Annotated in this window: 12 protein-coding genes, 9 tRNA genes and 2 rRNA genes; 4 read left to right on the top strand and 19 right to left on the bottom strand. The window is 41.8% G+C overall.

The window, feature by feature from the left end:
- Positions 1–76 precede the first annotated feature (76 nt).
- Genes LQ188_RS24735 through LQ188_RS24745 form a run of 3 tightly spaced genes read left to right on the top strand, consistent with a single transcriptional unit; the run spans position 77 to position 3,563 of the window.
- Positions 77–1,834, top strand: a complete 1,758-nt coding sequence (locus tag LQ188_RS24735) for an ABC transporter ATP-binding protein (protein WP_230178731.1) — start codon at positions 77–79, stop codon at positions 1,832–1,834.
- A 23-nt stretch (positions 1,835–1,857) separates the two neighbouring features.
- Entirely contained in the window at positions 1,858–2,532 is a 675-nt protein-coding gene (locus tag LQ188_RS24740; RefSeq protein ID WP_230178733.1) for a response regulator transcription factor, read from the top strand.
- Positions 2,529–3,563, top strand: a complete 1,035-nt coding sequence (locus LQ188_RS24745; RefSeq protein ID WP_230178735.1) for a HAMP domain-containing sensor histidine kinase — start codon at positions 2,529–2,531, stop codon at positions 3,561–3,563. Before LQ188_RS24740 ends, LQ188_RS24745 begins: the two co-directional genes overlap by 4 nt.
- A gap of 138 nt (positions 3,564–3,701) precedes the next feature.
- On the opposite strand, the gene LQ188_RS24750 is transcribed toward LQ188_RS24745, so the two are convergent.
- The 7 genes from LQ188_RS24750 to sigW form a co-directional block, all read right to left on the bottom strand.
- On the bottom strand, positions 3,702–4,073 hold the full coding sequence (locus LQ188_RS24750; protein WP_230178737.1) for an iron chaperone: 372 nt from the start codon (positions 4,071–4,073) through the stop codon (positions 3,702–3,704).
- Positions 4,074–4,431: 358 nt separating this feature from the next.
- Positions 4,432–6,234, bottom strand: coding sequence for a glutamine--fructose-6-phosphate transaminase (isomerizing) (glmS, locus tag LQ188_RS24755; RefSeq protein WP_101225663.1), 1,803 nt, complete (start codon positions 6,232–6,234; stop codon positions 4,432–4,434).
- A 464-nt stretch (positions 6,235–6,698) separates the two neighbouring features.
- Positions 6,699–8,048 carry a phosphoglucosamine mutase gene (glmM, locus tag LQ188_RS24760; protein ID WP_101225662.1) on the bottom strand — a complete coding sequence of 450 codons (1,350 nt, stop codon included), beginning with the start codon at positions 8,046–8,048 and terminating at the stop codon, positions 6,699–6,701.
- 56 nt (positions 8,049–8,104) lie between these two features.
- Positions 8,105–9,469, bottom strand: coding sequence for a CdaR family protein (locus LQ188_RS24765; protein ID WP_230178739.1), 1,365 nt, complete (start codon positions 9,467–9,469; stop codon positions 8,105–8,107).
- On the bottom strand, positions 9,462–10,286 hold the full coding sequence (gene cdaA / locus LQ188_RS24770; RefSeq protein ID WP_137020543.1) for a diadenylate cyclase CdaA: 825 nt from the start codon (positions 10,284–10,286) through the stop codon (positions 9,462–9,464). The genes LQ188_RS24765 and cdaA overlap by 8 nt, the downstream gene beginning before the upstream one ends.
- Before the next feature lie 205 nt (positions 10,287–10,491).
- Complete coding sequence (locus LQ188_RS24775) at positions 10,492–11,115, bottom strand: anti-sigma factor (protein ID WP_101225660.1); 624 nt, start codon at positions 11,113–11,115, stop codon at positions 10,492–10,494.
- 16 nt (positions 11,116–11,131) lie between these two features.
- The gene (gene sigW / locus LQ188_RS24780; protein ID WP_048685727.1) at positions 11,132–11,695 is read right to left on the bottom strand and encodes an RNA polymerase sigma factor SigW; all 564 of its coding nucleotides are present in this window, start codon (positions 11,693–11,695) and stop codon (positions 11,132–11,134) included.
- A 172-nt stretch (positions 11,696–11,867) separates the two neighbouring features.
- Here sigW and LQ188_RS24785 point away from each other — a divergent pair, with 172 nt between their 5' ends.
- The gene (locus LQ188_RS24785) at positions 11,868–12,053 is read left to right on the top strand and encodes an aspartyl-phosphate phosphatase Spo0E family protein (protein WP_101225659.1); all 186 of its coding nucleotides are present in this window, start codon (positions 11,868–11,870) and stop codon (positions 12,051–12,053) included.
- Positions 12,054–12,190: 137 nt separating this feature from the next.
- Here the strand turns inward: LQ188_RS24785 and rocF are convergent, their stop codons facing one another.
- The 12 genes from rocF to LQ188_RS24845 form a co-directional block, all read right to left on the bottom strand.
- The gene (gene rocF, locus LQ188_RS24790; RefSeq protein ID WP_101225658.1) at positions 12,191–13,093 is read right to left on the bottom strand and encodes an arginase; all 903 of its coding nucleotides are present in this window, start codon (positions 13,091–13,093) and stop codon (positions 12,191–12,193) included.
- Positions 13,094–13,300: 207 nt separating this feature from the next.
- Positions 13,301–13,376 (bottom strand) — tRNA-Ala (locus tag LQ188_RS24795).
- Between the two features lie 21 nt (positions 13,377–13,397).
- Positions 13,398–13,469 (bottom strand) — tRNA-Gly (locus LQ188_RS24800).
- Between the two features lie 3 nt (positions 13,470–13,472).
- Positions 13,473–13,547 (bottom strand) — tRNA-Gln (locus LQ188_RS24805).
- A 104-nt stretch (positions 13,548–13,651) separates the two neighbouring features.
- A tRNA-Tyr gene (locus LQ188_RS24810) sits at positions 13,652–13,735 on the bottom strand.
- Positions 13,736–13,753: 18 nt separating this feature from the next.
- Positions 13,754–13,829 (bottom strand) — tRNA-Thr (locus LQ188_RS24815).
- A gap of 15 nt (positions 13,830–13,844) precedes the next feature.
- A tRNA-Val gene (locus LQ188_RS24820) sits at positions 13,845–13,920 on the bottom strand.
- Between the two features lie 17 nt (positions 13,921–13,937).
- Positions 13,938–14,012 (bottom strand) — tRNA-Glu (locus tag LQ188_RS24825).
- A 31-nt stretch (positions 14,013–14,043) separates the two neighbouring features.
- Positions 14,044–14,116, bottom strand: a tRNA-Thr gene (locus LQ188_RS24830).
- Positions 14,117–14,119: 3 nt separating this feature from the next.
- Positions 14,120–14,194, bottom strand: a tRNA-Asn gene (locus tag LQ188_RS24835).
- A gap of 45 nt (positions 14,195–14,239) precedes the next feature.
- Positions 14,240–14,355 (bottom strand): 5S ribosomal RNA (gene rrf, locus LQ188_RS24840).
- A 74-nt stretch (positions 14,356–14,429) separates the two neighbouring features.
- Positions 14,430–14,556, bottom strand: a 23S ribosomal RNA gene (locus tag LQ188_RS24845); the annotation flags it as partial.

The raw sequence follows: 14,556 nt of genomic DNA on the forward strand, positions 1-14,556 counted from the left end.
GTGGAATAACTAAGAGTAGTTCATATTCAATTCACAACTTTTTTATATACTTCTCTGTAATGAAAACCAAGAAAGGATGTATTTACATATGTCAGAAGCAAAAAATCAAAAAGGATGGCGCCAGTTCATTCGGTTGGTTCAACAAACGAAGCCTTCTAAACTAATGATAGGGCTAGCATTAGCATTAAGCCTAGGTACAACAGGTGTAGGTTTAACGGTCCCTCTATTCACAAAAAATCTAATTAATGATTTTTCAATCAGTTCACTAAGCACTGAACGGATCACACTTCTCGTGCTTGCCATCATCGTTCAAGCATTGGCCAGTGGATTTTCCATCTATTTATTAAATCGGATCGGTCAATCTGTAGTGGCCGGTATCCGCGATCAACTATGGAAAAAATTACTCGTATTACCCGTGAGTTATTTTGATGAACATCAATCGGGAGAAACAGTCAGCCGAATGACAAATGATACAACAGTAGTGAAGGGATTAATCTCTGAACACCTCTCAAATTTCGTTACTGGAATCATTTCCATCGTAGGCTCCATGATCGTGTTATTCGTTCTGGATTGGAAAATGACATTATTGATGTTCACTGCAATTCCGCTCTCTGTTTTGATATTAATGCCATTAGGGAAAAAAATGCATAAAATTTCAAAAGGAATGCAGGACGAGACAGCAAGCTTCACCGCAGTCCTTCAGCAGGTGCTAACGGAAATACGCCTTGTTAAAGCTTCGAATGCAGAAGCTTTGGAATATCAAAATGGAAAAAAGGGCATCCATAAATTATTTCAATTCGGATTAAAAGAGGCAAAAATCCAAGCGTTGATTGCGCCGCTAATGAGTTTTGTCATGATGGCATTACTCGTGCTGATTTTAGGTTATGGGGGAATGCGCGTTTCTTCAGGAGCCCTGACAGCTGGAGCTCTAGTTGCATTCATCATGTATCTTTTCCAAATAATCATGCCAATGGCTCAATTAGCCAGTTTCTTTACACAATTCCAAAAAGCAACGGGTGCAACAGAGCGCATCATTTCCATTCTGGATTCAGTGGAGGAAGAAGATGCAATGAAGCCAGTTCAAAATATAGGGCAATCAATCAGCGTGGAGAACCTGAACTATAGTTATAATAATGGAGAACAGGTACTTAAAGATATAAGCTTTAACGTTGAAGCCGGAAAGGTCACTGCAATTGTCGGCCCAAGCGGCAGCGGAAAAACGACCCTTTTTTCATTATTCGAGCGTTTCTACAAACCACAGCAAGGGTCCATATCCATAGGAGGGGAAAACATAAATGATTTCACACTCCTTTCATGGAGAAGCCAGATTGGATATGTTTCACAAGAAAGCCCGATTGTATCAGGTACAATTCGAGATAATATTTGTTATGGTATCGAGCGGGATATAACGGATGAAGAATTAAATCAAGTGGCTAAAATGGCGTATGCAGATCAGTTCATTTCTGATCTGCCGAACGGATATGATACAGAGGTTGGTGAAAGGGGCATGAAATTATCAGGCGGTCAAAGACAAAGAATCGCGATCGCTCGTGCATTTTTAAGAAACCCCAAAATATTAATGCTTGATGAAGCTACTTCCAGCCTGGACAGCAAATCAGAAAAAGTGGTTCAACAGGCATTGAATGATTTAATGAAAGGCCGAACAACAATAGTCATTGCTCACCGCCTATCGACCGTTGTTGGTTCAGATCAAATCATCTTTCTGGAAAAAGGGAAAATAACGGGCAGCGGAACACATAAGGAGCTATATAAAACGCACTCATTATATCGCGAATTCGCTGAACAGCAGTTAAACAAACTTGAACTGGCCTAATTCACCGAAAGGAAAGAAGAAGGATGACAAAAATATTGATAGTCGATGATGATGCACATATTCGCGAACTTATAAACCTGTTGTTAAGAAAAGAAGGCCTCGATCTATATGAGGCCTCAGACGGACTGCAAGCATTGAAAGTAATGGAAAAAGCGAAAATCGATTTGGCAGTCATCGACATTATGATGCCTAACATGGATGGATGGCAATTATGCAAGGAGTTACGGGAATTTAGTGATATCCCCATTTTAATGCTGACTGCAAAAGGGGAAACAACACAGAAAGTAAAAGGTTTCGGGCTTGGGGCAGATGATTATCTTGTAAAGCCATTTGAACCGATCGAATTGGTTCTGAGAATAAAGGCATTACTAAAACGCTATAAAATCACTATTTCACAAACATTAAATATCGGCGAATTAAAGATGAATCGCAACACACATGAAATTTCATTCAAAGAACTGGAATATACGATTCCCTTAAAAGAATTCGAATTGTTGTTTAAATTAGCAAGCTATCCTGGAAAAACTTTTTCCAGGGAAGATCTTATCGAAGACATTTGGGGCTATGATTATGACGGTGATGAACGAACTGTCGATGTTCATATTAAAAGAGTGCGAGAACGGTTTCCAGAATCGGAATTCCCCTTCCGGATTAAAACGATTTGGGGATTGGGCTACCGCTTGGAGATAACAAGATGAAAAGCAATCGATTTTTCAAACAAATGTTTGGCACGCTGTTTTTTGTTACGTTTATTTCAATTTGCTTTTCCGCCGGATATTATATCATTGAACTATTGCCCTTAAGGTTAACCGATTATGTTCGGTTTCTGGCCACTATCATGACAAGCATCGCAATCATGATATCCATCGGTTATCTTATCCGCGCTATCCATCACAATAAACGGGTAAATATTTACCTCGAGATCATAGATGCCTTAAGGAAAATAGCAAATGGCGATTATAATGTACAATTGGATTTTAAAATGGAAAAGAAAAACGAAATGACGGATATCATTAACCACTTCAATCACATGGCCAAGCAATTGAAGCAAATGGAAGAAATGCGGCAGGAATTCATCTCTAACGTCTCACACGAAATACAGTCGCCCCTTACCTCCATTGTAGGATTTGCCCAAGCTCTTCAATTTAATAAGCTGACACCCGAAGAACGAAATCATTATCTTCATATAATAGAGACAGAGAGCAGGAGATTATCTAAATTAAGTGATAACCTTCTAAAGCTTACATCCCTTGAATCCGAGCATCATCCTTTTGAAAGGACAAATTTCAGGGTGGATCAGCAAATACGAACCATTATTTTGGCTTGTGAACCCGCTTGGTTGGAAAAAGAACTCGAATTGGATATATCCTTAGAAAAAGTTCCAATAGTTGCAGACCAGGATTTAATGAGCCAAGTATGGACAAATTTAATACACAATAGTATCAAATTCACCCGCCATCGCGGAAAGATCACGATTCGATTACAACAGATTGATAGCCTGGCATCCATAACGATATCCGACAATGGAATCGGCATTTCCGAAACGGACCAGTTCCATATATTCGAGCGATTCTATAAAGCCGACCTGGCAAGGGACCGCTCAAAAAGCGGCAGCGGTCTAGGCCTATCCATCGTGAAAAGAATTATAGAGATGCATGAAGGGACCATATCCGTGAAAAGTGAACTCGAAAAGGGAACGACCTTCACCATTCTGCTTCCTATTTCGTGAAGGACTTTGTGATTTTGAAGTTTATTTTAAATCCATAGTAATAAAAAACAGCTGCAATGGCAGCTGTTTTTTATTACTATTTGATGGTTTAGTATAAAGTTTGATTAAAATTAATTTCACCCTTAATAATCCAATTTATTATTTCCGCCAAAAAGTTGAACAGTCTGCCTTATCAAAAATATTAAACTCGATCATTTTTTCAAGTAATGAGTAATCAACCGGGCTGTCCCACTTGATACGTACCAGCTGCTTGGTGTGATCATAGCCAGCCTGCACGATTTCATCAGAGAAATGATCGATCCCTGCCTTTTCAGGGGCAACAGCCATATGATGTTTGGCTACGCTAAAGCCAATAATATATGTGTCATGATCGGTAAACATAGGCTGATTCCACGCAATTTTCGGCATTAGATTTGGAAACTTCTTAGTTACCCAAGCCAAGACCTCTTCCGTTCGTTCCCTATGTTGCGGGTTATCAATATTCGCTAAAAATTCTGCAAAGACTTCCATGTCATTCTCCCCTAAATTAAAAAATTTTTATGAAGACTTCATTTTCAACATCGCCTAATTTTAATGCCAATACGGGTTTCTTTCAACAATGCACCATAGGAAGATCATTAACATTGCTCTATTGGATGCCGTTATTACCTACCGATGGATTTGATAGATTGCATTAAACAACTTTATTGTCACTGCACACCTTTTCCTATTCCTTGGCATGCTTTAAACCGCTTGTCAGCTTGAGAGGTTCTCGTTGTTTTAGACATTAAAAATACCCCTTTGGCTAATCATAGCCAAAGGGGTAAAGCTTCGCAACTTTTTATAAACAGTTGAACTTTATTTAGATCTACATTGCATTCATTGTAACTTACTCAACCGTTACACTTTTCGCAAGGTTACGCGGTTTATCCACGTCACATTCGCGGTGCAAGGCTGCGTAGTAAGCAATGAGCTGCAGCGGGATAACAGAGATAAGGGGTGTTAATAGTTCATTCACTTCCGGGATGACGAAACGGTCATCCTCTTCTTCAAGCCCCTTCATGGAAATGATGCAAGGGTTGGCGCCACGGGCAACCACTTCCTTCACATTACCACGGATGCTTAGGTTGACGCCTGCTTGCGTAGCAAGTGCTATGACAGGTGTACCTTCTTCAATCAAGGCGATCGTTCCATGTTTAAGTTCTCCGCCAGCAAAGCCTTCAGCCTGAATGTATGAAATTTCCTTCAGCTTAAGGGCCCCTTCAAGAACGACATAGTAGTCAAGGGAACGGCCGATGAAGAAGCAGTTTCTCGTAACGGACAAATATTCACGAGCAATTTCTTCCATCTCTTCTTTCGAATCACATAGGGCTTCCATTGCAGTCGCTACGATTCCAAGCTCTTTTACAAGGTCGAAACCATACTCCATGTTACGGAATTGGCCAGTTACATTTGCCAGGATGGATAAGACCGCAACTTGAGCTGTGTATGCCTTTGTAGAGGCAACGGCAATTTCTGGGCCAGCATGCAGCAAGAGCGTATAATCCGCTTCACGTGACAATGTAGAGCCAGGTACGTTCGTGATGGTCAGGGCTTTATGACCAAGCGCTTTGATGGACACTAATACGGCACGGCTATCTGCAGTTTCACCACTTTGTGAAATGAAGATGAATAACGGTTTTTTTGATAATAACGGCATATTGTAAGTGAACTCCGATGCCACATGTACCTCAACCGGAATTTCAGTCATTTTTTCGATGAATTGCTTACCAATCAACCCTGCATGATAGCTGGTTCCGCAAGCGATGATATAAATACGGTCAGCCTCACTTACGGCTTCAGTAATATTATAATCGATTGCAAGTTTACCTTCTTCATTTTGGTATGCTTGAATGATTTTACGTATTACAGCTGGCTGCTCGTCGACTTCCTTGAGCATATAGTGAGGATACGTACCTTTTTCAATATCACTTGCATCCAGTTCAGCAGTGTATGGAGCACGCATGACTTCTTCGTTGGAAAGGTTCTTGATCGTTACCTTTTCATTTGTCACGATAACCATTTCCTTATCCATCAGTTCAAGGAATTGATCTGTGACTTGCAGCATCGCCATTGCATCCGAAGCGACAACGTTAAAGTCTTTTCCGACGCCGATCAGCAGCGGGCTTTTATTTTTTGCGACTAAGATGGTTTCATCATTTTCAGCATCCAATAGGGCAATTGCATATGAACCCTCTAATAGAGTGAGTGTTTGACGGAACGCCTCTTCCACTTCCATGCCCTCGTTCACGAACTTCTCTATCAGTTGAACGATGACTTCCGTATCCGTTTCACTTTTAAAGGCAACATCCTTCAAATATTCACGTTTTAGAATCGCATAGTTTTCAATGACCCCATTATGAACTAAAGTCAATCGACCTGAATTACTTTGGTGTGGATGGGCATTTTCACGGCTTGGCACACCATGGGTGGCCCAGCGCGTATGTCCAATTCCGGTTTGTGCCATAGTATTATCATCCACGGCTGCTCGTAAGTCCGCGATTCTTCCCTTTTCCTTAAAGATTGTCACGCCTGCTTCATTTCTCACAGCAATCCCTGAAGAGTCATAACCGCGATATTCAAGTTTTTCAAGACCTTTTAATAAAATTTCCTTTGCATCGTTAAGTCCAATATATCCAACAATTCCACACATAATTTCTGTTCCTCCAACCGATTCGAGGGAACAGGAATGCACGGGGGCATCCCTGCCCCCTCATCTCTAATATATTTTTATAAAGGAAATGCCCTAAAGCACTTTTTCCCATTGTGCATTTCCAACCCTTTGTGCAGTAAGTTGCCCTACTGTTTTAAGATTGGAATTATTGCGGCTGTGCACTTCAGCCGGGAGGTATCCGCCGATCATTCGATAAACCTCCTCCTCGTCAACTAAGCCATTTCTCGTCCAGACTTAGTTCAGGCGCTTTTGTGAATCCGTTTCTCCTTGCCTACCCTCCTTTTTAAAACAACCATTTTCAAGAAAATGAGTTGTAAATCAGGATAATCATACCTTAAATAAGGGACATAGGTCAATTCTTTATTACCAAGACCTGCGAAAAAGAACTTCTTTATAAAAATATGCATAAAAGGAAATTTAGTTCCTTTTATGCATAGGATTGGTTATTCGTTTATTCCCATTTCCGCTCTTACAACTGCGACGATGCGATCTACATAATTAGTGCATTCCTCAACTGTCGGTGCTTCAGCCATAACACGGACTAGCGGTTCAGTACCGGATGGTCTCACCAAAATACGGCCATTTCCGTTCATTTCCCCTTCAACAGCCTTGATGACTTCCTGTACCTTTTCATTATCGGTTACAGCGTGTTTATCGGTAACTCTGACATTGATCAGCGTTTGTGGATATTTCTTCATCTCGCCAGCAAGCTCCGATAAGGTTTTTTGGGTATCGCTCATGATGTTCACAAGCTGTAGACCCGTCAATAAGCCATCACCTGTCGTGTTATAGTCCAGGAAGATGATATGTCCGGATTGTTCACCGCCAAGGTTATAGCCGCCTTTTCGCATCTCCTCGACCACATAGCGATCACCCACTGCCGTCTGGGCGCTTTGTATGCCATGCTCTTCAAGACCTTTATAAAAACCAAGGTTGCTCATGATCGTAGAAACCACTGTTCCCTGTTTCAGACGGTTATTTTCTTTCAAGTATTTCGCACAGATATACATGATTTGGTCGCCGTCCACGATATTTCCTTTTTCATCTATGGCAATGACACGGTCTCCGTCACCATCGAAAGCAAGTCCAACATCCGCACCTTTTTCTTTTAAGAATTCAGCAAGTGCTTCAGGGTGGGTGGAACCTACCTTATCATTAATGTTCAATCCATTTGGCGATGCCCCCATAGTAGAGATGTCTGCATCAAGATCTGCAAACAGGTGCATGGCCAAGGCAGATGTCGCCCCATGTGCACAATCAAGAGCAACATGAATGCCTGTAAAGTCTTCATCCACTGATTGTTTCAAGTACTGGAGATACTTTTGCCCTCCTTCGAAATAATCGTTCAAATGGCCTAAATCTCCGCCAACCGGGCGTGGAAGTTCATCCTTTTCCATATCTAATAGTGCTTCAATTTCCGCTTCTTGGTCATCGGATAACTTAAACCCATCCGGTCCAAAGAATTTAATGCCATTATCCGCTACCGGATTATGCGAAGCGGAGATCATGACACCTGCTTCAGCACTTAAGGCCTTTGTTAAATAGGCAACTCCCGGTGTCGAAATGACCCCAAGGCGCATCACTTCAGCCCCAATGGATAAAAGACCGGCAACAAGCGCACCTTCCAGCATTTCACCTGAAATACGAGTATCGCGCCCTATCAGCACTTTGGGTTTTTCTGTATTTCTAGTAAGAACATAGCCACCAAAACGGCCTAGTTTAAATGCCAACTCCGGTGTTAATTCGCTATTCGCTATACCCCTTACTCCGTCTGTTCCAAAATATTTACCCATCTTTATCGCTCCTTCTTTGAATCGTTACTGAATTAAATGATGTTGTTAAAGCAAGGTCATGTCTCTTCGTCTTTTTGTGTGATGGTGACCGAGATCGTTTCAGAATCCAGTTCCCATTCCATTCCCTCAGGCACTGATACCGCCAAATCCACATCATGCGTACCTTCATCTAAATTACTCACATCTACTGTAAGATTAATGTCGTCTTTAGTTATTTTCTTCAAATCATCCGCCTCACCAAGCAAAGTGATGCTAGTTACATCGGATTCCAATTCGGCATTTTGGCCATCCTGTATGCCCACAGGCACAATTTGTATATTGTTGAAAGTTTTGGACTCAACGGCAGCCGTTTCATCTTTTTCTTTTTCTTCTTCTTTTTCGACTACTGGCTCTTCTTGTTTTTGTTCAGTTTCAGGTTCTTCCTCTTCTACGACTGGCTCTGAACTCTCTTCATCCACATCAACTTTCTCGGTGCGAATCTTGACCTTTGCCTTACCCAAGGACATTTTTTGTACACTTTCCGGTTTATTAAGATCGAGTTCCAATTCTGTATCACCATCGATTTTCGAGATATTTACAGGAAGATTTATTTCATCTATTTTCTCCAGTTCCGATTCCGAACCGAATAAGGTGACCTCTTTTGGGTCGACACTTATACTTGTGATCCTGATGCCATCCTTTGTCTTGCCAGTTTGCTTCGGTTCTATCGAAACCGTCTTGGAAGGAATGCTCACTTTTAAGGAAACGGCAACTGAAGATGGCTCGATCGTCACATCCAGCTTATTCAAGTCTCTGTCCAGGGCTTTAACGGTAGCCTTGGCGTTCACCGTTTCGCTAAGTCCCTTACTTATTTCAAGGTTTGCCTTTACATACGAAATTTGTTCAATCGCATCTTTAGCACCCGTAATTTTGACAGTTTTCGGGCTGACTGTTGGCTGACCAGCGGTATAACCCTCTTCAAGTAAAGAGCTATTATACTCGGCTTCAACGGAGAATTCCTTCGTCACCCGTTCCTGAACGTTGACTTCGGCATATTCCGGATCGATCGTCGCCACTAACTTTTCATTCAACTCACTTATTTTAAATGTGACAGTTCTGTCCCCCATTGAGATTGCAGGATCGGAAAGGTCTACATACACTTTAAAGTCCCTTTGATTTTTCGCATTTATCAAGAGGCTTTTTGCTCCCTTAAGCGTAACATCAACCGTCTCCGGCACTCCGCTCACCACTAGATTCTCACGGTCATAGTACACTTCAACCGGTACATTTTCGATGGTCTCCGTACTGATTTCAGGGGCTGTCGATAAACCAAGCGATTTTTTATCCGACTCCATCTCAAAGTTAATGGAAATGAACAAAAGTGCTGCCAAGGCGAAAGCTACGATTCTCATAAACCAAGCGCTATTGGTGAATTTATCCATTCTTTTTCCCCCTCCAGTTAAAGATGCTTGAGGAAGTTGATTTGATGTTTTCCACTACCAGTTCACTTGTAAGCATGGCCTTAAATGATTCTTGATTCAAATCCCGGTAAAGTTCCCCGTTTTTAGTGACGGATATTCCCCCCGTTTCTTCTGAAACGACAATCGTAAGACTATCCGTAACTTCACTCATGCCTATGGCTGCCCTATGCCGTGTACCAAGTTCCTTTGATATGAATGGACTCTCTGATAATGGCAAATAGCAGGCTGCAGCCGCCACCTGGTTATTTTGCAAAATAACTGCGCCATCATGGAGCGGCGTATTAGGGATGAAGATATTAATGAGCAGTTCTGAAGAAATGTAGGATTTCAGGGGTATCCCCGTTTCAACATAATCCCCAAGCTCCGTACCTTTTTCTATCGTAATCAAGGCTCCTATACGCCTTTTTGCCATATAGGTGGACGCCTTTAGGATTTCCTCGACTAAACGCTCTTGCTGATTCTCTTCTGGAACGGTGCCCCTTGCAAAGAGCTTCCCGCGTCCTAATTGTTCAAGTGCCCTTCTCAGTTCAGGTTGAAAAATGACGAGAATCGCCAATACTCCCCAATTCATGACTTGTGCCATTAACCATCCGAGTGTATTGAAACCAAACAGGTTGCTTAAGCTTTTTACAATGACAATTACAAAAATTCCTTTTAGCAGCTGAATAGCCTTCGTGCCTCGAATAATAGTTAACAATTTATATATCACAAACCATACAAGGAGAATATCAATGAAATTTACTACATAGTCCCAAACAGTCAAATTGGTTAAAGACATGTTGTTTCCTCCAGTCAGTATTACTCCAAATACCAATTACAATCTTTATACGATAACCTTAATAGTATACCATTTTTTAAATGATACATCTAAAAACTAGTGTGAGAAATTTACACAGGAAAAAAGAACCATGAATAATGGTCCCCTAAAAAAATAAAGCTGGGCGAAGTCACCTTAAATGAAAAACGGTGCCCTCACCCAGATTTTATTCCCTATTCTCATCTTTAGCAGGAACCAACGAGGTTGCAGTGTCCTTTACTTTATACCACATCCACTCAAAAGCTTGGTCAATAACATGGATGCTCCCAGTCACATTCCCTGCCTTAGACATATATTTATGCCCATTTATGACTGTTACATCTCCCTCTACTTCACCATCTATTTGAATGTTACCATTTTGAACTACCACATTTCCCTTGATTGTCTCACCCTCAGGCACAATCACCGTTTCACCATCGACCACTAAGTTAGGCTGCTTTGATACTGAAAAATGTTCGTCCTGATTATAAGTCGAAAAAACAGATCCTGTCATCAATATGATGAACATCGCTGCCGCTGTCATGAAGGGATGGCTTTTGAACCAACGTTTGGCACCTGTTGTTTTCGTTTCCTTTGGCAATTGAGCCATAACCTTTGCTGTAAAGTCATCCGGGGCCTTTATATGGGAAGTGCTTTGTACAAGAGCGACCGCCTTTTTCATTTCATGAAAGTAATCCCGGCATTCAGCACAGTTATTCAAGTGCTCCCGTAAAACCTCTTTATGCTCCGGTTTGATGTCCTCATCTAAATAATCATGCATATATTCAATGATTTCCTCATGGCAGTTCATTTTTCTCACCTTCTTTTTATAAATGGCGTAGTTGTTTACGCAAGGCTTCCCGACCGCGATGTATCCTCGTCTTAACCGTACCGACCGGCAAATCGAGTATTTCACTGATTTCCTTTAGTGATAGCTCTTCAATATACTTCAATACTATTACCGATCGGTATTTCTCGGGCAATTTCATTATTTCCACTTGAATCGTTTCCTGCAGTTCTAAAGATTCAACTTCTTCCTCGGGTTTCGCCATATCCGATGCAATTTGGGAATACATATTCAATCCCTCTGTTCCTGCCACCTCTGCATCTAGATAGTAGTCCGGTTTTTTCTTGCGAAGCCGGTCAATACAAAGATTGGTCGCAATCCTATATAACCATGTAGAAAATTTCATTGTTATATTGAAACTCCGAATATTCACGTAGGCCCTTACAAAGGCCTCTTGCGCCAAATCTTCTGCTTCTTGCCTGTTTCCGAGCATCCTGAAACATATTTGGAAAACTTTGTCCTTGTAAATTTCGACAATTTCCCCAAATGCATTATGGTCTCCCTTTAATACTTGATTAATTCTCTCTTTAATGAGTGCATCCATTTTCCGGTATTACCCCCGCTCATGCGGCTATACGATTACTACGAATCGTAAGCTAAAAGGTTTCAAAAATTTAATACATTAATTTTAACAAAGTTTTACATTTTATGTTTAAGAAAAAAAAAACAGGGCTATATAGTAAGAAATTGTAAAATTCAAGGGAGTGATTCTCTATATGACTGCTGAACAAATTTTAGACCATATTGAACAATACAGACAGAAGATGATGTTTTTGGCTTCCCGTTCTTCGATGGTGGATAATGAGGTTGTTGAAGTTAGCAGTAAACTGGATTCTTTAATCATCCAATACATCCATTTAACTAAAAATGGAGATCCCACAGACAGAAGTGCTCTAAAGTGAATACGGATATACGATTGCAACCATCTATCTATAACTATGTTCCTGTTACATACACCCTGGAAAATAAACCTACGTCTTCTAGCATATAAAAAACAGTAACCCATTACAAGCCGGTTACTGTTTCTTTTAATTTTCAGTTATAATAATTTTTCTCCAAATAGGGAACCCATTAGGGCCACGGCAACGATCGCCGTCTTATTTCGCTCATCTAAAATGGGATTCACCTCTACGAATTCAGCTGATGTAATCAAGTTGGATTCCGCAAGCATTTCCATGGCCAAATGACTTTCCCGATAGCTTATACCACCAATCACCGGTGTGCCCACTCCCGGTGCATCTGCTGGGTCAACTCCATCCAAATCCAATGAAAGGTGGACGCCATCCGTTCTTTCCCTTAGGTAATCAATGCATTCTTCCATGACCCGTGTCATTCCCAAACGGTCAATCTCATGCATCGTGAATACCTTAATCCCTTTCTCACGGATAAGTTCTTTTTCTCCTTCATCCAATGACCTTGCCCCAATTATTACGATGTTTTCCGGTTTCACTTTTGGAGCAAAACCATGGATATTGATTAGGTCCGGATGTCCAAGCCCGATACTGACAGCCAGGGGCATACCGTGTATATTCCCGGATGGTGAAGTATCTTCCGTATTTAAATCCCCGTGTGCGTCGTACCAAATCACGCCTAATTTTTCATAGTGCTTTGCGACTCCTGCCAGTGTACCTATGGCTATCGAATGGTCTCCTCCCAATACAAGCGGAAAGGAGCCTCCTTCTATTATTTCATCAACTTTTGTGGCAAGCAGGGTGTTACCCTTTGCTACAAGCTGTAAGTTTTTTAGATTTGTCCCAGGCTCATCTGCACTTTCAGGACGCCCCACAATTATATCCCCTAAATCCTCTACTTCTATATTCAATCTTTCAAGCCGCTCGACAATCTCTGCGCAGCGAATGGCACTAGGTCCCATATCCACCCCTCGCCTTGCTTGACCAAGGTCCATAGGCAACCCGATGACGGAAATTTTCTGAATAGACATACAATTCCCCCTTTCCACCATTTTATATCGTATATGCCGGTTGGTTCAACTCGACATTTCCATGTATAAAGATGCACGTTTTCCTATCACATATGTTTTTGGTGAAAAAAGATCTTTCTTGGGATTAGTATACCCAACTAGCCTTAAACAAAAAAAAGTCTTAAACCATTTTTGGCTTAAGACGTAAGTTTTGGTGTATGTAGTTGATGGTGGAGCCTAGCGGGATCGAACCGCTGACCTCCTGCGTGCAAGGCAGGCGCTCTCCCAGCTGAGCTAAGGCCCCTAAGGGATATGAAATATATTAAGCGGAAGACGGGATTCGAACCCGCGACCCCAACCTTGGCAAGGTTGTATTCTACCACTGAACTACTTCCGCAAATGGCTGGGCTAGAAGGGATCGAACCTTCGCATGACGGAATCAAAATCCGTTGCCTTACCGCTTGGCTATAGCCCAATATATGATATGCAATAATTAATATTCAACAAAATAAAAAGGTGGTAATCATATAATTCCCCAATATAGAGAATATATAACTGATCCACAGGATTTTATTAAAATGGTGGAGGGGGGCAGATTCGAACTGCCGAACCCAAAGGAGCGGATTTACAGTCCGCCGCGTTTAGCCACTTCGCTACCCCTCCGCAATATATGGTTGTAAGTGGTGCCGGCAAGAGGACTTGAACCCCCAACCTACTGATTACAAGTCAGTTGCTCTACCAGTTGAGCTACACCGGCAAGTAAAGAATAAAATGGTGGAGGATGACGGGATCGAACCGCCGACCCTCTGCTTGTAAGGCAGATGCTCTCCCAGCTGAGCTAATCCTCCGGATTAATGATTTAAAATGGTGACCCGTACGGGATTCGAACCCGTGTTACCGCCGTGAAAGGGCGGTGTCTTAACCGCTTGACCAACGGGCCGAACTGTTTTGTGTTCATAGATAGATTGGGAAGCTCCCAAGCGGATTCGAACCGCTGACCTCTTCCTTACCATGGAAGTGCTCTACCTACTGAGCTATGGAAGCATATGGCTCCGCAGGTAGGACTCGAACCTACGACCGTTCGGTTAACAGCCGAATGCTCTACCACTGAGCTACTGCGGAATAATATAATGTTTCCTAAAACCCATTTGAAGATTTAAATGAACAGCCTGGCAACGTCCTACTCTCACAGGGGGAAACCCCCAACTACCATCGGCGCTGAAGAACTTAACTTCCGTGTTCGGAATGGGTACGGGTGTGACCTCTTCGCCATCATTGCCAGACTATATTCATTTTTGAAGAATTTTCATTCCTTCAAAACTAGATAATAAGAAGGTATTCCATTTTTTAAAAAGCTTTGGTTAAGTCCTCGATCTATTAGTATCAGTCAGCTCCACATGTCGCCACGCTTCCACCTCTGACCTATCAACCTGATCATCTTTCAGGGATCTTACTAGCTTGCGCCATGGGAAATCTCATCTTGA

This window comes from Peribacillus sp. Bi134, assembly GCF_918698065.1.
Lineage (GTDB): Bacteria > Bacillota > Bacilli > Bacillales > DSM-1321 > Peribacillus.